Origin of the sequence: Microcoleus sp. PH2017_34_RAT_O_A (assembly GCF_020737885.1) — a bacterium.
GTDB lineage: Bacteria > Cyanobacteriota > Cyanobacteriia > Cyanobacteriales > Microcoleaceae > Microcoleus.
In genome coordinates this window covers 127,757-145,245 of sequence record NZ_JAEQDD010000015.1, presented here as the reverse complement: position 1 = coordinate 145,245, position 17,489 = coordinate 127,757, and the positions used below count along the sequence as shown (strand labels likewise).

Annotated in this window: 14 protein-coding genes; 8 read left to right on the top strand and 6 right to left on the bottom strand. The window is 46.5% G+C overall.

Annotated features, from left to right (window positions below):
* Positions 1 to 230: 230 nt before the first annotated feature.
* Together JGK11_RS07815 and lspA are read left to right on the top strand one after the other, a co-directional pair.
* The gene (locus JGK11_RS07815) at positions 231 to 809 is read left to right on the top strand and encodes a biotin transporter BioY (RefSeq protein ID WP_293175627.1); all 579 of its coding nucleotides are present in this window, start codon (positions 231 to 233) and stop codon (positions 807 to 809) included.
* 199 nt (positions 810 to 1,008) lie between these two features.
* Entirely contained in the window at positions 1,009 to 1,518 is a 510-nt protein-coding gene (gene lspA, locus JGK11_RS07810) for a signal peptidase II (protein WP_293175629.1), read from the top strand.
* Between the two features lie 280 nt (positions 1,519 to 1,798).
* On the opposite strand, the gene JGK11_RS07805 is transcribed toward lspA, so the two are convergent.
* Together JGK11_RS07805 and JGK11_RS07800 are read right to left on the bottom strand one after the other, a co-directional pair.
* Complete coding sequence (locus tag JGK11_RS07805; protein WP_293189792.1) at positions 1,799 to 3,037, bottom strand: DUF1501 domain-containing protein; 1,239 nt, start codon at positions 3,035 to 3,037, stop codon at positions 1,799 to 1,801.
* Positions 3,038 to 3,422: 385 nt separating this feature from the next.
* On the bottom strand, positions 3,423 to 4,985 hold the full coding sequence (locus JGK11_RS07800) for a DUF1800 domain-containing protein (RefSeq protein WP_293211177.1): 1,563 nt from the start codon (positions 4,983 to 4,985) through the stop codon (positions 3,423 to 3,425).
* 336 nt (positions 4,986 to 5,321) lie between these two features.
* Between JGK11_RS07800 and JGK11_RS07795 the strand changes: the two genes are divergently transcribed.
* A complete protein-coding gene (locus JGK11_RS07795) occupies positions 5,322 to 6,935 on the top strand; it encodes a radical SAM protein (RefSeq protein ID WP_293175635.1) in 1,614 nt (537 codons plus the stop codon).
* 475 nt (positions 6,936 to 7,410) lie between these two features.
* The gene (locus JGK11_RS07790; RefSeq protein ID WP_293175637.1) at positions 7,411 to 7,611 is read left to right on the top strand and encodes a hypothetical protein; all 201 of its coding nucleotides are present in this window, start codon (positions 7,411 to 7,413) and stop codon (positions 7,609 to 7,611) included.
* Here JGK11_RS07790 and JGK11_RS07785 read toward each other — a convergent pair.
* Positions 7,598 to 7,816, bottom strand: a complete 219-nt coding sequence (locus tag JGK11_RS07785) for a helix-turn-helix transcriptional regulator (protein ID WP_293175639.1) — start codon at positions 7,814 to 7,816, stop codon at positions 7,598 to 7,600. The genes JGK11_RS07790 and JGK11_RS07785 overlap by 14 nt on opposite strands.
* Positions 7,817 to 8,112: 296 nt before the next feature.
* Here JGK11_RS07785 and JGK11_RS07780 point away from each other — a divergent pair, with 296 nt between their 5' ends.
* On the top strand, positions 8,113 to 8,586 hold the full coding sequence (locus JGK11_RS07780) for a hypothetical protein (protein ID WP_293189789.1): 474 nt from the start codon (positions 8,113 to 8,115) through the stop codon (positions 8,584 to 8,586).
* 260 nt (positions 8,587 to 8,846) lie between these two features.
* On the opposite strand, the gene JGK11_RS07775 is transcribed toward JGK11_RS07780, so the two are convergent.
* The 3 genes from JGK11_RS07775 to JGK11_RS07765 all read right to left on the bottom strand — a co-directional run bounded on the left by JGK11_RS07775 (position 8,847) and on the right by JGK11_RS07765 (position 15,353).
* Positions 8,847 to 10,061 (bottom strand): glutathione S-transferase family protein, encoded by a 1,215-nt coding sequence (locus JGK11_RS07775; RefSeq protein WP_293189787.1) that lies wholly within the window; start codon positions 10,059 to 10,061, stop codon positions 8,847 to 8,849.
* Positions 10,062 to 10,481: 420 nt separating this feature from the next.
* Positions 10,482 to 11,357 carry a tetratricopeptide repeat protein gene (locus JGK11_RS07770; RefSeq protein WP_293175643.1) on the bottom strand — a complete coding sequence of 292 codons (876 nt, stop codon included), beginning with the start codon at positions 11,355 to 11,357 and terminating at the stop codon, positions 10,482 to 10,484.
* Between the two features lie 759 nt (positions 11,358 to 12,116).
* A complete protein-coding gene (locus JGK11_RS07765; protein ID WP_293211175.1) occupies positions 12,117 to 15,353 on the bottom strand; it encodes a hybrid sensor histidine kinase/response regulator in 3,237 nt (1,078 codons plus the stop codon).
* 306 nt (positions 15,354 to 15,659) lie between these two features.
* Between JGK11_RS07765 and JGK11_RS07760 the strand changes: the two genes are divergently transcribed.
* The 3 genes from JGK11_RS07760 to kaiB all read left to right on the top strand — a co-directional run bounded on the left by JGK11_RS07760 (position 15,660) and on the right by kaiB (position 17,482).
* Positions 15,660 to 16,715: a circadian clock protein KaiA gene (locus tag JGK11_RS07760; protein WP_325314823.1), complete on the top strand. Its 1,056-nt coding sequence runs from the start codon at positions 15,660 to 15,662 to the stop codon at positions 16,713 to 16,715.
* A gap of 209 nt (positions 16,716 to 16,924) precedes the next feature.
* Positions 16,925 to 17,068, top strand: a complete 144-nt coding sequence (locus JGK11_RS07755; RefSeq protein ID WP_293175647.1) for a hypothetical protein — start codon at positions 16,925 to 16,927, stop codon at positions 17,066 to 17,068.
* A gap of 99 nt (positions 17,069 to 17,167) precedes the next feature.
* Positions 17,168 to 17,482: a circadian clock protein KaiB gene (gene kaiB / locus JGK11_RS07750; RefSeq protein ID WP_265233654.1), complete on the top strand. Its 315-nt coding sequence runs from the start codon at positions 17,168 to 17,170 to the stop codon at positions 17,480 to 17,482.
* The last annotated feature ends 7 nt before the right edge of the window (positions 17,483 to 17,489 follow it).

Below are 17,489 nucleotides of genomic sequence, written 5' to 3'. Positions count from 1 at the left end.
CAAGTGTGATTTTTTTAGATATATGCCAAATAAATTAGTAGAGAAACAAGGATGCGATCGCGCGATCGCGAACAATTCCACATTAGGCGATCGGCACATCCAGACTTGAGAACCATAAAACCCTACAATGGTGGTTGTTTTGACAAGGTGCTAGTATTGAGAACTTAAATGCTGCTAGCGTTGAAGCTGGCATCTGAGGAATACCTTCTGACGAACACCGTTTGACGATCATGCCTGCTCCTATCGAATTAATCTGGGCTGTTATTGGTTTGCTCCTAACGATAGGAGGCACTTTTTTGCCTGCATCTGTGACAATGCCGATCGGGTTTTGGGACGATCGCGGACTTCAGGCGTACTCTTTAGGTGTTACCTATCAAATTGGAGCAGTATTGCTAGTAGGCTGCATGGGTGGCAAAAATGCGGCGGCTCTCTCGCAAATTGCCTATTTGGTATTAGGATTGACTTTGTGGCCAGTTTTTGCTCAAGGTGGCGGCATCGGCTACATTAAAGAAGCGAGTTTTGGGTATTTGTTGGGTTTCGTGCCTGGTGCTTGGGTGTGCGGCTGGGTCGCTTTTAAGGTTGCTTCGCGGTTGGAATCGATCGCTTTTAGTTGTTTGTGCGGTTTATTTACAGTTCACGCGATCGGCTTAATTTATCTGATTTTTAATTACTTGCTGATTCCGGGCAAAAAAACACCTTTATTGAATGAGATTCTAAAATATTCTGTTTATCCTCTACCGGGACAATTGGCTGTGGTTTGTGCGATCGCACTTCTGTCATTTACTTTGCGCCGCTTGATGTTTTATTAATTGGGGAATTGGGGCATAGGGCATAGGGCATAGGGCATAGGGCATAGGGCATTGGTAATTGTGCAAAATTGGGTTATAGTATCATTCTGCAACGGGAAAGTCATCTCGCTGCGGGTGGGAAAGATCGGCTAAACTGCTGAAACGCGAGATTTGAGTGAATTATCCCATGCCCGATGCCCTATCTTTTATTCCCTAATCCATGCGTTTTAAAAGAAATCCCTTGTTCTGGGTTGCTGCTATTATCAGTTTAGTTTTAGACCACCTGAGCAAGTTTTGGGTGGTGCAAAATTTTGACTTGACGGTTCCTCCGCAGACTCAGCCGCTGTTACCGGGGATATTTCACTTCACTTATGTTGTTAATACCGGTGCGGCTTTTAGTTTGTTTAGCAATGGTGGGGCGAGTTGGTTGCGCTGGCTGTCTTTGGGTGTGAGTGTGGGATTGATGATTTTGGCTTGGTTCGGGCCGCGAATTAACCGCTGGGAACAAGCTGGCTACGGTTTGATTTTGGGGGGCGCACTGGGTAACGGGATCGATCGATTTATTTTGGGCCACGTTGTAGATTTTATCGATTTTCGGATCATTCGGTTCCCGGTATTTAATCTGGCCGATGTGTTTATTAATGCTGGGATTATCTGTTTGTTGATTGCAACTTTTCACGGTGCACCGCCGCCGAGAAACCGAGATGATAGCGATTCTATTTCAGAGTAATAGGATTTTTCTCAACTCTTTGTACGACATAATTGTTGGCGGAGTCAAACGAATGTTGTTTGCACTCTGCTGGCGATAACACAGGTGCTTCGCTACTCGAAAAGTCGATTTTTTTGAGAGATTGTGAATGGCGACGCACCCTACGGCTTTCTCACTCATTTACCAGAAGAATTGGTTGAAAGCCTCTCCCTTTGAGGGAGAAATTAAAATCAGACTATTCATTATTCCAATCCTCGAACTTAAGGGTAGAGGTCGCTATCAAACTGTCAATTGTCAACTGTCAACTGTCAACTGTTGAAACTAACCCAACGATTCGATTTGATTTATAACCGGGAAAAACTCGATCGACCTTTTCCCCATCCAGCCGTAAATGACTCTGCAACAAAGTAGCAATTACATCTCGAAAATCCGTCGTCACGGCTAAATCGCGCTTTTGATACAACTGACTTTCATCCAATCCCGGCCACTCGCCATAAACTTTGCCGCCCTTAATATTACCACCCAAAAGCCACATCGCATTTCCGTGTCCGTGATCCGTGCCGCCGTTACCGTTTTCGCGCACAGTGCGGCCGAATTCTGAGATAACTACGATCGCACTTTCGGAGTAAACATCACCCAATCCCTGCACCAAATTCGCTAAACCCTGTCCCAGGGGGCGCAATCTTGCGGCTAATTGACCTTGGGAACTTCCTTGATTGATGTGGGTATCCCAGCCTCCGAGGGCGAGGAAAGCTAGCTGAATGCTGGAGTCTCTCGCCATCAGCCGCCCCAATTGCGTTGCGTCGCCGGGGAAACCATCGGCTAAGGGTGCGCCGTTATTGGCGGCTTTCATTTCTGCATCCAAGTTAGCCAGCAGGGTTTGGCGGGCGGCGCGACTTTCTCGATATGCTTGACCTAGTTGGTCGCTATCGCTGTAAAGTCGATCGAATGCGGTACCGATTTGGGGTTTGTCAATGGCGATCGGGCGGCTGGCATTTTTACCTAGTCTAAAGCTGGCAACTGCCATTTTTCCCGACAGGATGCGGGGTGTGGAGGTGCCACCATTCAAGGCTTGGACGGGGGAATTGGCGGATATGACTGACAGCAGGCGGTTCATCCAGCCGTCGGGGGTCTTGTTTTTGCCGGGAGTGCCACTTTCCATGTAGTCTTGCGCCTCGAAGTGCGATCGGGTGGGATCGGGAGAACCGCAAGCGTGGGCAAATGCGAGGGTTCCTTGCTGCCACAGCGGGGCGATCGCGCTGAGTGCGGGGTGGAGTCCAAAACGGCCGTCAAGGTCGATCGCACCGCCTTGCAGCCCCGGTTTTGGGATAGCTATTTTGGGTCGAGATTGATAGTAATTCGCTTCTTGGTAGGGAACAATTACGTTTAAGCCATCGACTGCGCCGCGCAAAAAGATGACAATTAATCGTTTGCTGTTCTTGGGTGCGGCGGCTTTCACGGCTAAACCGTGGAGTCCGACAGACATAATTGTCGAAGTTGAAAGCAATCCGGTTTGGATTAAAAATTGGCGTCTGTTCATGGTAATGGGTAATGGGTAATTGGTAATGGGTAATGGGTAATTGGTAATTGGTAATGGGTAATTGGTAATTGGTAATTGGTAATTGGTAATGGGTAATGGGTAATGGGTAATTGGTAATTGGTAATTGGTAATTGGGAATTGGTAATTGGTAATTGGTAATTGGTAATTGGTAATTGGTAATTGGTAATTGGAAGTTAAAGTGCTAACGCTCTTCCCTCTGGGAGCATCTCAGTTTTACAAGAAGCATTTTTATTGTAGTGCTGTCCCCGCTCGCGTGCTTATACACCCACGCGAGTTCTCGACAGCACTATAAATGCAAAACTGAGATGCTCCCTTCCTTCTTCCTTCTTCCTTCTTCCTTCTTCCTTCTTCCTTCTTCCTTCTTTTATCGGCGCATAAATTCTGGACTGCCCAAAATCAAAGCGGTGCGTAAATTAGCCGGACTGGAGGCGATCGCACTTTTGGTATTCGCCGAGAAATCATTCCCCAAAATATTAGCTAACTGCGACGGATCTATTAACTGGTTGCTATTTCTCGGGCTCATTGGCAAAGAGGAGTTAGAAGGAGTTGCGATCGCAGGTAACATCCATCCCGACTGATTGTTGTCAGCGGGAGGAGAGTTTAAATACAAGGGATTGGTGGCCAAAGCCGTGACAAAACTCAACCGACGGGCGATCGCATCTGGATTCAGCCAAGCATCTTGAGTATTCTTGTAACCGTCGGGAGTTGGGCAGCCGTAAGGTGCCATTCCTAGCTGTAGCAAAGTTGTGTACAGCGGTTGAAAATTTTCTACTGTCTTATTTGTCGATCGCACCGCCGATATAACGTATTGGTAGGGAGTTTTAAACTTAGCGCTGTAATTTTTTTTATCCCAGAATTCTCGGCTGCGGAACAAAGTATTTAAGACTTCGCGGATATCTCCATCAGTTTCGAGAAAGCGCTGGCTGAGGCGATCGACTAACGCATTTGGCGGGCTGTCAGCCACAAAATATTGAGCTAATTTATAACTGACGTGTTTGGCTGTGGCTGGGCTTTTGGCTAAAATATTTAAAGCTTGTTTTCCCTCGGTTTCGCCCGAACCTTTGATAGTTTTCCCGAGAAATACTTTATCGCTAAAATCATGGCGTTTGGCATCAAAATAAAAGCTGTAACCGTCCTTTTCAGATGGTCGCGGCCCAAATCCCCAACCTGTAAAAATGCGAGCTAATGCGATAACATCTTGTTGCGTATAACCCCCATTGACGCCTAAGGTATGCAGCTCCATTAACTCCCGCGCATAATTCTCATTTAATCCCCGAAATCCGCCTTTGGCTCCGATACTTTTTGGATCGGTATTTTGCCAATTATCTAAATAATACAACATGGCAGGATGACGGGAAGTTGCACCTAGCAAGTCCCGGAATTTACCCAGAGCGTAGGGTCTAATTGCTTCTTGTTCGTAGGCTCCTACCCAGAGTTTATTTAATCCTTTATCTGAGTAAACATTAAAGTGATTGTACCAAAAATCCACCATAACTTCTTGCAATTGGCGGGGACTTTCTGCCGATCGCAATAAACGAGCTTTAACTGCTTCTTGGAGAATTATCCGAGCCTTGATGCTGGCGGCTCTGATTGCTTCTGGCGTTGGTTTTTGACCGTTTTGCGATCGGCGGACACCGTATTCGACAAAGAGTTCTGCTGGTGTTTTTTGCAGGGTTTCTAACCTGTTGATGCGAGAGGTAAGGTTCTGAGGTTCGGGGATGGTTTCTGGGGAGAGTTGCTGTTGGATGTAATTTTCTGTGCCGTGCGATCGCACTTTTTCGATATCGCCCAATCGCGGGCCAAAACTAATGCGGTTGAGGAGATGCAGGATTTTGGAATTGTCGGGGGGACTGGCGGCGCTGCTGGAGGCGATCGGGCACAGCCACAAGTAGAGAAATAATGCCCCATGTTTGAGTTTCAGTTTCATAGTAGCTGCTGGGGGAACTATTGGTTAATTCTGTATGCCTTAGACTGGTTGGGCGGCAAAAAGGTTCAATAGTTTAGGATTTCGGCACTGGCGATGGAAAACCGGATTTTTTAACCAATACTTGCTTAAAACTCTCAATAAGAGTTAAAAAAACCCGGTTTCTTTGTGGGCGAGTGCGTAACTCCTACGGTTGTTAGTCATCAACGCCCAACATGGATACGCGGATGACACAAATTTATTATCCGTATCTCCGCAGGCGATCGCTGTCCGGCGGTCAGTCCATAGCATAAAATTAGAAAAGAAACAGATATTATTTTCCTAAAGCTAAACTTGCCAGTGACCCCTAATCCATTTGCCGAAGAACGCCTGCTATTTGCCCCAGCAACCCCCGATGCTGATGCTATTCCGACTATTTTTGCATTTCCCAACGAGTACACGGTTGGGATTACCAGTCTCGGCTATCAGATAGTGTGGGCAACTTTGGCCGTGCGATCGGATATTGAAGTCAGCCGTTTATTTACTGATATCAACGAACCACTTCCCCGACATCCAGAATTGCTGGGATTCTCGCTTTCTTGGGAACTCGATTATGTAAACATTCTCAATTTATTGGAATCTCTAGAAATTCCGATTTGGGCATCAAAAAGAACTGACAATCATCCAATAGTATTTGGTGGTGGCCCGGTTCTTACCGCGAATCCCGAACCTTTTGCAGAATTTTTTGATGTAATTTTGCTGGGAGATGGCGAACATCTCATTGATAATTTTATTGATGCTTGTAAAGAAGTTCGTAGTGCCGACAGACAAACTAAATTGCGGCATTTAGCGCAAGTTCCTGGGGTTTACGTTCCCAGTTTGTACGAAGTAACTTATTTGGATGCCACGGAGGGGATTAAATCGATTCATCCTGTGGATTCTGAAATTCCTAGTATGGTGGAAAAACAGACTTATCGCGGCAATACTTTGTCTGCTTCTACTGTAGTGACAGAAAAAGCGGCTTGGGAAAATATTTATATGGTGGAAGTGGTGCGGAGTTGCCCAGAAATGTGCCGTTTCTGTTTGGCAAGTTATCTCACTTTACCATTTAGAACTGCGAGTTTGGAGGATTCGCTAATTCCGGCGATCGATCGCGGTTTAGCTGTGACTAATCGTTTGGGTTTGTTGGGTGCTTCTGTGACTCAGCACCCAGAATTTGAAGCATTGCTGGAGCATTTAAACCATCCGAAATACGACGGAGTGCGGCTGAGTCTTTCTTCGGTACGCACGAACACGGTGACAGTTAAGTTAGCGGAAATATTGACAAACAGAGATAGCAAGTCTGTGACGATTGCGGTGGAAAGTGGTAGCGAACAAGTTCGCAAGATTGTGAATAAAAAACTCACTAACGATGAAATTATTCAAGCTGCTATTAATGCTAAGGCTGGTGGCTTAAAAGGGATTAAGCTTTACGGTATGGCGGGAATCCCCGGCGAAGAGATGGAGGATTTGGAGGAGACAGTGGCGATGATGAAGGCGATTAGAAAAGCCGCTCCGGGTTTGCGCTTGACTCTGGGATGCAGCACTTTTGTCCCGAAATCTCATACTCCTTTTCAGTGGTTTGGTGTGAATAAAGATGCAGAGAAGAGGCTGAAGTTTTTAGATAAAGAATTGCGGAAGTTGGGATTAGAATTTAGACCTGAAAGCTATAACTGGTCTGTGATTCAGGGTTTGCTATCGAAGGGCGATCGCAGATTGTCTAAGCTGTTGGAATTAGTGCGACACTACGGAGATACTTTGGGAAGTTATCGGCGGGCTTTTAAGGAGTTGCGGGGAGAGTTACCGGAAATGGATTTTTATGTTTTCCAAGAGTGGGATTTAAATCAGGTTTTGCCTTGGAGTCATTTAAAAGGGCCCTTACCAGAAGCGACTTTGAAGAAGCATTTGGCTGAGGCTATGAGTCATTCGATTTGAGATTTTGGATTTTAGATTTGGAATCAATATTTCTGGTTCTCGATATTTCAATCGATTGCATTTGTCATGGAAAAATGTAGATTTTAAGACAATAATGGTACGTAGTTGCGCTTCAGCGCTCTTTCTTATATATAAAGCAATACGGTTCACTTAAGATAATAAAGGTACGTAGTTGCGCTTCAGCGCTCTTTCTTATATATAAAGCAATACGGTTCACTCATGTACTGCTAGTCGTGAAACTCCCATGAAAAATAGATACAGTTTGCTTCGTTCCTCTCGAAAGACAATCTTAAGTAAACCGTATTAGATTTTAAAATGGAGTATTTGCAGTTTAAGAGTTAGGAAATGGCGGAATGCAAAAGAAAGTTTGACAGTTATCCTATTTTCAGGCTCTAGGGGGTTAGTTTGATTTTAGGCGATCGACTTTATTTGCGATCTGGCGAGTGCAGAGGTGCGGATCTTTGAGATTTTCGATATGCAAGTTAGGGATTCTTCGCAGGATCCACACCCTACAATTACTGTTGCTTTGATCGTCAAATTTCCCGCAGGGAAACGGCACTGCCGTGTCCGAATTTCGGGGCAATTGTCGATCGCATTTAAAACTGCTATAATTTCCACCAAAAGGTCGATCGCCCAATCAAAACTCGATCGCCAAACAGCACCTACTTTTCCATGATGACCACAAAATCCTCAATCATCACGTCAAAAGTGCGGGCCAACTTGTACACTGCGGCAAAGTCAACCATCGCCATCCCCTGAGAGCGGGCATAATTGCTAATCGTACTGTACCCCACGCCCGATCGCTGGGCAACCTCCTTCAGCGTCCATCCCTTCTCGGCCGCCAACTCTCGAACCCGCAACCTGACTAAACCTTTACTCATATAAACTATTTACAAAATTTTGGATTTAGTATAATATAGCAAAAAGCGATCGCCCAGGTCATTCGATTTTAGATTTTAGATTTTAGATTTTAGATTGACTCTAAAGATGAATCTAGAAGCTGGAACGTTGGTCTAAAATTTGGGGCCGCTTACGGGAGAAATCGGCGCTTGTATCCGTTTGGCGGCAGAGTCAACGAAACTAAAGGCGATCGCCCGTTATAATTAATGCCGAGAGATAATTACTGTCGATCGCACCTAGCAGATAGACTGAGCTACCACCACCAGATGCAACTACAATGATATTAGAGAATCAGTTAAGATCGTCGTCAGCGATCGGCGCCTCAAAAATTATTCACAAATCGTTGATGGTCAATCCGCGATCGAGATTTGTCACCGAAGAAACCGTAGCACTTTTGTTCAACATCACGCCCGACCAAATTTACCGAATCGAATGCTGTCACAACATGGTGTACGTACACGCCAAAGGCCTCAGCAGATTCGTCAGCTACGCCGATTTCCCCCCAATCTTAGAAGTAAAACCGGCCTGCACCCAAGACTATCTCGGCTGGTACAAACGCTGGAAACGCACCCAAGCACCAGAATTTTGGACTAAATTTTATACGTACAACTTCAAAGCCGCTGTTTCAGTTGACAGCTTGCACGAGTGGGGTAAATTAGTCGCTACAGTTAAATTGGTAATTTCTGCCTCAGCATTGCAACAATTGCGCGATGTTTACGCTCAAGAAAAAACCTTAATGGAAAGTTTCTAAAGGGAGCATCTCATTTTGGTAAAAAGCATTTTTTCTTTGAGTGCGAGCGGGGACAGCACTACAAATGCAAAACTGAGATGCTCCCGAAGCTTTCTTGCCCTATCTTTTTTTAGGCGATTTGTCTAGGATTGCCGGACTGTCTGATTTTCAGGCAACCTGTCACCCCGTCAGATCGATTATTCTCCTGCATCACCAACTAAGCGCGTGAGTCATTGCGCCAGCAGCAGCAACGATCGTTTCGCCTGATTCCGATCGCCCCCCTATACAAAATTAGCCGGATCTTGATCTCGCCGGTGCTTCACGGGAATAGGCTCACCTTGACCGTCACCCACGAGGGCGGCAGTTTCCTCTAAGCTTTCCCTCAGCCGTTTGGCCGCGTAAATGGACATATCGCGGGGCACATTTACCCGATCGCGCAAATACCGCAAAGCCCCATCAGAACCAACCGGCGGCGTACAACTTTCGCCAGTCACCATCAAAGTTAAAGCACAGCGCAAAGCCTCATCGAATAAGTTGTCATCAGCAGGGTTGACTTGAACGATCTTGTGGCGGTGTTTGATGACGCGCTGGAGTGCTTCAGCGCGGGAGGTTTCCGGTTCTGGATACATGACATCCGGGAGTCCGGCCCAAGGCCCATTATCTACGCGGGTTTTGTTGACTAGCATCTGCGGTTCACCGTTTTCATAGCACCCGCCCATTTGAGGTGGCAAATCGTGGACGTGCGTGTGGAAGTCGCTTTGAGTGCCGCGATAGGTGGGGCGACTTTCCATCCCTGCAAACCAGTCAGCAAAGCGCGGGTTTTCTTCCCGCATGGAATATCCCTTGTAGTAATAAAGACTGGCATTCATCCGTTCGACGTAGGGCGTAAAAATTACATCCGCAGTGCCAAACTCATCCAGAAAATATGGCCCGGGCGATCGCGCGAGTGCTGCTTCGACATCGGCGACGACGCTGATAAATTGCTTGCGGTTGTGTTGTTCTATTGCGGTTGAACTCGCCGGGTAGCACAGCCAAGAGCACCACGCTCTAAACAGCAGTCGCTCTAGGCGCCGCAGCGGAAGGACTTCGGGGTTTTTCATGCCCAAACTCAAGGGGCCGAAGACTTGTTCGAGGGCGATTAAGATATCATCGCTTTCGGTAATGATGCGGCCGTCTAGTTCGATCGCGGGTAACATTCCTGACGGCACTTTACGCTTGTACCAACTTTCTTTTGCCCCATAGCAGAACATGGTAACTTTTTCAATGCGGTAGGGAATTTGTTTTTCTTCCAACCACAGCCAGATTTTTTGGCAATAGGGACACCAGCCATGATTGTCGCGGTACAGGGTGACTCTCACATCGGATTCGGTTTTTCCGAAGAGGCGCAAGCGGGATTGAGAGTTGGTGGGGCCGTTGACTGTATCGACTTGAAAGTCGGTAAGGGCTTCTAGTTGTGTCCAGGTTAGGGGAGTGGCGATCATCGTAGTAGATGTCATAGTTCAGTTGACAGTTGACAGTTGACAGTTGACAGTTGAGCTGGGACAGCTATCTCTCCATAAAACGAAGAGGATTGGAGCAATGAATAATTTTGTTTTATTTTCCCCTAAAAGGAGGAGGCTTTAAACTTTAAACCCATTCTTCTTGGTAATACTATTTTAGACTTGGGATTTTAGATTTTAGATTTCAAATTGGAGATTGGATTAACTGATTCTAAGGATCTGCCTTGGAATCCATATCCAAGAGTACATTTTTGCTCAGGAATCATGTAAAAATAAGTTGCGTAACTTTTTAATTGGAGCCTTTAAATTAAATACAGTTTAGCAATGCACCTGATCAAGTTATTTTTACACGGCTCCTCAGCTAAAAAATGCTTTTAGGACTCTCCATCCTCACGACTAACCTAACTAGAATTCTAGTTACAATTGGGGAGATGGTGGGGCGTCTTGAATTTTGGCGAGTGCTGCTTTAATTTGGGGAGTTGCCAGGAAGTTTTGGGTGGCTGCAATCAAGCGATCGCCCCAGAGGTTGTCTTTGAGAAAAGTTACTGTGGCATAGCGTTTGTCCAATTTCAGGGCGGCTTCTCCCAGGGATAAACCTTTTTCTTTGTCGCCTTTGGTGTAAAGTGCTACTGCTAGAGCTAGCATTGGTTCTGCTGCTTTGTCGTCGATCGCGATCGCTTCTTGCCAGCGGCGGATGGCGTTATCGATATCTCCCATTTCGTATTTGACTAATCCAATATTGTTGATAGCGGGCCAGAGTTTTTTTTCTAAAGCAAAGGCTTTTTCATATTGGGCGATCGCGCGATCGAACTGCTTTAGCTTGTAAAAAGCGTTACCTAAATCAAATAATGCGCCCGGAGTGTCGGGCTTTATTTTTAACCCTGCTTGCAAGTATTCGGCTGCTTTCTCGTAGTTCGCTTTCCGAAAGTGAGCTTCTCCCAAGACAAATTTAATTGACGCATTTTCTGGCGACAGAGATTGAGCTTGCCCTAAAGCTTCAATGCCTTTGTCAAACTGCTCGATTTGAAGGTACAAGCTGCCTAACAAAGTCCAAGTTTGAGCATTCTTGGGGGCTAACTGCGTCGCGAGTTCGGCGCTGGGGACGGCGAGTTGGAACTGCTGGAGTCTCGCTAGCTGAACGGCTCGTTCTGCAAGGCTCAAGGCTGTCTGTTCGAGTCCGGCTGAGTCGATTTGCAGGGTGTAAGGCAGGAGTGCCTGACAGGCAACGGGCTTGGGCATTGTCCACAAACCGAGTGCGAGTAACAGAGATATTAGAGGAAGACGATTAGGCACGCTATCAGCCCCAGCAAAAAATATAATGGTTTCTCGATCGCCTATAATAACTCATATTTTTGACTTTTGATATTGTTTCTGGGAGCAGCTCAATTTTGATTTTATAGTGCGAGCGGGGAGGCTCGCTGGTTTATCTAACTAAGCGAGCGGGGACAGCACTCCAATAAAAAAATCCTTTTTACAAAAATCAGATGTTTTCTTGTTTCCTGACTCGCAACGCTGCGCGGTTTTCCCTAAAATAGTTTCCTGAATTTGTTTTTACTCCTAAGCAATACTTTTTATTAACTGCTTTCGAGAGCGCTGAAATTCTCACGGTAAATGGGTAATATCAAATCCGGTTGCATCGAAATTATGTAGTGCGAGCGTCACGAAGAGCGGCCTGAATCGCTCTTCGTGACGCTCGCACGCTCAACGATTCAAATATATAATTCCGATGCAACCGGAAACGATATAATTTATTCATTTTTACCAGAAAGAATTGGTTGAAAGCCCTTGCGCCCGATCGGGAGAAATTAAAATCAGACTATTCATTACTCCAATCCTCTTACTTCCAGGCAAAGGTCAATCGATTTTAGATTTTACATTTTAGATTTTAGGATTTTAGAGGCGACCCCACGGATAAATTCGGGGGAAGAGAGGATTTTCGATTTTCGATTTGGGATTGATTCCACGGATAAATCACGTGGCGGGTACCATATGCAGAAATTCGCTTGTCACTGTCAACTGTCAACTGTTAACTGTCAATTGAATGAATCGACTTTATTTAGTTAATAAAGTCTGTTGAATTTTGTCTAACAATTGTGCTGCTGACAAGGAAGAAGGCAAAATTTTGGCAGATACTTCTTGCAGCAGAAAGTCGATCGCCTCCGATTCCGAATTTACAGCAGATCGATCGTCCCAGACTAAAATTGGCAGTTTGACAGCCATTTGCCGCAGGTTCGATAGCGCTTGCAGCATCGCGGACGATTCTGAGGGAGTATCGCGCAAGCACAGCAACACTAAGTCCACACTTTGATATTGCAATTGCTGCAAAACTTCTGTCCAGCAGGGAGCGATCGCCCCTCGAAAGCCGGCCGTTTGGATGTACTGAATCAAAGCTTGAAAGTTGGGAGTAGAAAACTTGGCATGGGGTACGGGAATCTCGGCTTTGGTCGATCGATCGCCCTTTGCCAATTCTCCCGTCGGATTCACCCGAGTCGTGCAGTGCAAGTCCGGTAATGTCAAAATGTCAGCAAATAAAATGCTGGGCTTCCAACTCATGCCCGCAGCTACTTGAATCACTTGCCACAAGGCAGATGCCCCCAACCCGGTGCCTGAGGTTTCACTGCCTTCAGGACTCCCGCCTGACAAACAGGGAAATACCGACAATCCTTTGACTTGATTTGCTAGTTGCGTCGTTACGGGGTCTAAAGTCACTAAGGGCAGAGCACCCAAATTTCGAGACAGACTTAACTGTTCGATAAAAGCTAAGGGGTTTTGCAGTTGGCTGGTACTGTCCAAGACGATCGCATCGGGCCGCCAAATTCGCGCCACGAGTTCTGCTTGGCCGAGGTCGTCTGCTTCCAAAACTCGGCAGTAGTTGGGGTTGAGGAGTAAAGCAGAACCTTGAGAGGAACTGTTTTGCGGGCTGAGCCACAACACGGTTAAAGAACTCCTGACCTTGCTCGTACTGGCATCGGGGCGACCGATCGAGTCTGCCAACAGCCGCCGTAAAGCGGCTTCTTCCACCGGCAAGCTCAAAAAGCCTTCGGCGCGGTTGACAGAAGCCCGTTCTTTTTCGCCTCTGGTGGCTGTGACGATCGCCGGAATCGATCGAGTATCCGGATCGCTCTTCAGCAGCGTCAGCACGTCCCAGCCGGACAGCAGCGGCAGCAGCGGGTTGAGGAAAATCGCTTCGGGACTGAACCTGCGAGCTTTTTCCAGCGCTTCGGTGCCGGAACGGGCGACTATTACTTGGTAGCCCAAACCAGAGAGGACTTTGCTTAAATCTTCGATATATTTAGGAACTGCTTCGACTATTAACACTAAACGAGAGCGAGAATTGGCGATCGGAATCTGATATTTTGGTTTGAATAATTCTTCCTCGTTCCCTGTATGTGCTGGGAATTCTTCCCCGCTATTTCCCGGAGGATTTGGGGGCAGCAACAATGTAAATTCAGAGCCTTGGTTTTCTGAGGAAATAAACGAAACGTCTCCGCCGTGGAGACGGGCGAGCCGTTGAGTCAGTACCAGTCCCAGTCCGGTTCCTTGAAAGCGCCTGGTGAGCGGGCTTTCAAGCTGTTGAAATTTCTGAAAGATCAGGTGCTGTTTGTCAGCCGGGATGCCGATGCCGGTATCCCAAACTGTGAAGGCGAGCCAACCTTCCCAAACATTTACTTTCAATCCTATTTTGCCGCCAGCTTCGGTGAATTTTAGGGCGTTGGAAAGCAAGTTAACGAGCATTTGCCGCAGCCTTAGTTCGTCGGCAATTAAATAGCTCAGTCCCGGCTCTATTTCGAGTGTAAATTCAATTTTTACAGGTGGTTCTTCTTGAGAAGCTTCGCCCTTGGTTTGGCTGGGCTGGGAAGGTGATTTTTCTTCTTGCTGTTGCAGTTGTTTTGCTTGTTCAAAGGCTCTTTTGCAGGTGGCTGCTATTTCGACTGGTTCGGGAATTAGTTCTAGCTGCCCGGTTTCCATGCGGGTCAAGTCTAAAATGTCGTTCACTATTGTCATCAAATGCCGCCCGCTTTGATGGATTAGTTTGGCGTAGCGTGTTTGGCGATCGTTGAGTTCTCCGATCAATTTATCTTTGAGGAGGCTGGACAAACCGAGGACGGCGGTGAGAGGGGTTTTTAGTTCGTGGCTGATGCAGGACAAAAATTCGTCTTTGAGTCGGTTGAGGTGGATTAAATCTGCGTTTTTTGCTGCTAGTTCTTTGGCGACTAAATGTTCTTCGGTGACATCTTGTCCCATTACTAAAATTAGTTGATTTGAGAGAGGCTGTTTGACAAATTGCCAGATCCGTTCTTGACCTGTTTGTACGGGACAATCACAAATATATGTATCTGGTTTGCCGGCGGTGGGACACCAAGCTGGAGCGGTTAAGGTAGATGGAGAGGCGGCGGCGTACAGGGGTAGCGGACAACTGGTGGCTGCGGTTCCATCACGCGCGGCGAAGCTATCCCGCAGCCCCTCGCCCGATCGACTTGCTCCTACTAGGCTCCTGCACTCAGATGTGACGGCATCTACTTCAACGCTCTTGTATTCTGTTGCTACATGGCTTGGTTTGTGGGGCGAGTGTTTGCCCAAATTTGCTGTTGGTTCGGGAACTGGATCTGGGCCAGATCCCAGCAAAATCCGCCACGCTGCGTTTTGGCTGACTATTTGGCCGGTGGGAGTTTGCAATCTCAGGGGTAGGGGCAGTTTTTCTAGGAGTTGGACTAGGGAGTTGAGGTTTTCCGAGGGTTTCAATCCTGCTTCTAGGAAGCGCACTTGAGATCCTAGGGCTGTGGCGATGGCTGCGGAAACCGTGGTTAATTCAATTTCTTTGACTGCTGTGGCTTCGGGCCTCAGGCTGCTGTTAACTGCGGCGAATTGCAGCAGGCTCTGACACTCTAGCATTCCTAAAAATTTCCCGCTGGCATCTGTCAGGCCGATCGGGCTTTTGGAGCCACCACCGGCGCTAAGGCCAGACTCCGCAGGGGTGTTAAGTTCCTCTATTTGCAAATATTCCCAGAATTCGCTGACGCTCAGAGTCCCAGGGATTACCCGGATCGGCTCGATCGGCAGCGAACTTGCTGACAAAGGTTGCTCCCAGTCGTTTGTGCGATCGATCGCCCAGACCCAAAAGCGGCTCAGGTAAACTAATCCTAGGGGTTGTAGCTGTTCGTTGACTACTGCAATTCGATCGCAGTTGCCCTGGCTGAAAATTGACTGTAGCGATGATAGCGCCGCCGTTTGGAGGCACAGGGGCACTAACTCGATAAAATTTTTGAGACTGGGGCTGGTGGTTGACATAACAAACCTGAGAGTCTGCTATCAATAGCAGTAATATTTTTGATACCAATGTAGCTGCCGATCTTTTGTATCTTATTTAGTTTTATACCAGTTCTCGATCGAGCCCCGGATCTGCACCGAGACCTACGAATTTGATGCCTGCACCTGATTTGAGGCAACTACCAATTATTTTAAGCCTTAAGCTTAATTGCAGAAATCAGGATAGGGGTGCTTGACACATCTGCCAATAAGTACACTCTGACGATCCCGCTGCTAAAAGCCGATCGCCATATTTTGCAGTTAAGATTGGTTACAATAAATGTTTAAATGATTGTTAAAATGTTAAGTATTTTATTATATAAGGAGATATCAACTCTGAGCGATCCAGCACTTTCGGGCAACTTGGGTAGTTCACCTACAGGTTTGCTGCCCCAACTGTCGATCGGTATTTTTATCCGCTCTGAAAAAAATGCCAGCGATGCGATCGAGCTTTTGAGCGGGGAACGCTATACGTTAACGCACATTAAATCGGCGGTGGAGTTTTTGGGATTCCTCAAGCACAATTACCACCTCGATTGTTTGGTTTTTGACGTAGATGACGTAGATAGGGATTTGCAATTGCTTTTGAGCAAGCTGCAAGAACGATCGCTCTTTTTACCTGCTGTGTTTTTTTTGCCCCAGCCGGCAGGGGATGGCAGCCAAGAAGCACCACCCTCAGATGCTTTGGAGGGCGCGGCGAGTACCGCCGAGAAGAGTCAAGATCAAAAAAGTTGTGCTTTTTTTTATCACCCGGCTGAGGTGCAACTACCAATCGCGAGATCGAGCGACCTAGGTACAAGTATCGATCGGGCGATCGCACAATTTCTGAAACTTTCAACTCCGGTTCCTGTCAATGACCAATCCGCAAGGGTCGATGCCACGGCCCAATTGACTGCTCAAAGTTTACTCCAACGACAGCAGCGCCGACTTGCGGAAAAATTACGGGAGCGATTAGGATACTTAGGTGTGTATTATAAAAGAAATTCTCAGATTTTTTTACGAAATCTTTCGGGAGAAGAGAAGCAAAAGTTTTTGGAGCAACTCAAGTCAAGTTATCGCGACATCGTTTTAAATTATTTTGATGAAGATACTGCGGTCAACAATCAAATAGATGAATTTGTAAATTTAGCTTTTTTTGCCGATGTTCCCGTGACTCAAGTTGTAGAAATTCACATGGAATTGATGGACGAATTTGCTAAACAGCTAAAATTAGAAGGCCGCAGCGAGGAAATATTGCTCGATTACCGCTTGACTCTGATTGACGCGATCGCTCATCTATGCGAGATGTACAGGCGATCGATTCCCAAAGAAACATCTCAAGTTCAGTTGACAGTTGACAGTTGACAGTTGTCACGAAGGAAGAAGGAAGAAGGAAGAAGCAAGAAGGAAGAAGGAAGAGTTGACAGTTGACAGTTGACAATTAAAAATCTTCAATCCCCAATCGAAAATCCTAAATCCTAAATCGTTTGACAGTTGACAGTTGACAGCTTGCCCCCCAAGTGCAGTCGAAGGGATGAGGGCGACATCTACCTGGAAGTCCGAGGATTCGAGTAATGAATAGTCTGATTTTAATTTCTCCCTACAAGGGTTCCGGCTTTCAACCAATTCTTTCTGGTAGAAGCAAGAAGCAAAAAGCAAGAAGCAAGGAAAAATTTAACAAACTAGAAAGGAGAAGACAGTCGGCAGCGCGATCGTGACGCTGAAATTATTATAAAATAACAAAGAACAGCGGATTCAAGACCAATAACAACTACAACTAACATCTGACAACTAACACTCAACATTTAAAAAAGTTCATGAGTCCTCTGAAGAAAACCTACATTCTGAAGCTGTACGTTGCCGGGAACACTCCCAACTCAGTGCGAGCTTTGAAAACCCTAAAAGACATCCTAGAACAGGAATTTCAAGGAGTCTACGCCCTGAAAGTCATAGACGTTCTCAAAAATCCTCAGCTAGCAGAAGAGGACAAAATTCTAGCAACCCCCACCCTGGCGAAAATCCTGCCGCCGCCGGTGCGAAAAATTATCGGCGATTTGTCCGATCGCGAGAAAGTTCTGATAGGATTAGATTTGCTCTATGAAGAACTTCGCGAAGAAGACCTGAATTCATAAGATAATC

What these genes read in the sequence shown, in the direction of transcription:
- JGK11_RS07815 (WP_293175627.1), top strand. Translation starts at nt 231, where the DNA reads ATGCCTGCTCCTATCGAATTAATCTGGGCTGTTATTGGTTTGCTCCTA.
- lspA (WP_293175629.1), top strand. Translation starts at nt 1,009, where the DNA reads ATGCGTTTTAAAAGAAATCCCTTGTTCTGGGTTGCTGCTATTATCAGT.
- JGK11_RS07805 (WP_293189792.1), bottom strand. Translation starts at nt 3,037, where the DNA reads ATGAACAGACGCCAATTTTTAATCCAAACCGGATTGCTTTCAACTTCG.
- JGK11_RS07800 (WP_293211177.1), bottom strand. Translation starts at nt 4,985, where the DNA reads ATGAAACTGAAACTCAAACATGGGGCATTATTTCTCTACTTGTGGCTG.
- JGK11_RS07790 (WP_293175637.1), top strand. Translation starts at nt 7,411, where the DNA reads ATGCAAGTTAGGGATTCTTCGCAGGATCCACACCCTACAATTACTGTT.
- JGK11_RS07785 (WP_293175639.1), bottom strand. Translation starts at nt 7,816, where the DNA reads ATGAGTAAAGGTTTAGTCAGGTTGCGGGTTCGAGAGTTGGCGGCCGAG.
- JGK11_RS07780 (WP_293189789.1), top strand. Translation starts at nt 8,113, where the DNA reads ATGATATTAGAGAATCAGTTAAGATCGTCGTCAGCGATCGGCGCCTCA.
- JGK11_RS07775 (WP_293189787.1), bottom strand. Translation starts at nt 10,061, where the DNA reads ATGACATCTACTACGATGATCGCCACTCCCCTAACCTGGACACAACTA.
- JGK11_RS07765 (WP_293211175.1), bottom strand. Translation starts at nt 15,353, where the DNA reads ATGTCAACCACCAGCCCCAGTCTCAAAAATTTTATCGAGTTAGTGCCC.
- JGK11_RS07760 (WP_325314823.1), top strand. Translation starts at nt 15,660, where the DNA reads ATGATTGTTAAAATGTTAAGTATTTTATTATATAAGGAGATATCAACT.
- JGK11_RS07755 (WP_293175647.1), top strand. Translation starts at nt 16,925, where the DNA reads ATGAATAGTCTGATTTTAATTTCTCCCTACAAGGGTTCCGGCTTTCAA.
- kaiB (WP_265233654.1), top strand. Translation starts at nt 17,168, where the DNA reads ATGAGTCCTCTGAAGAAAACCTACATTCTGAAGCTGTACGTTGCCGGG.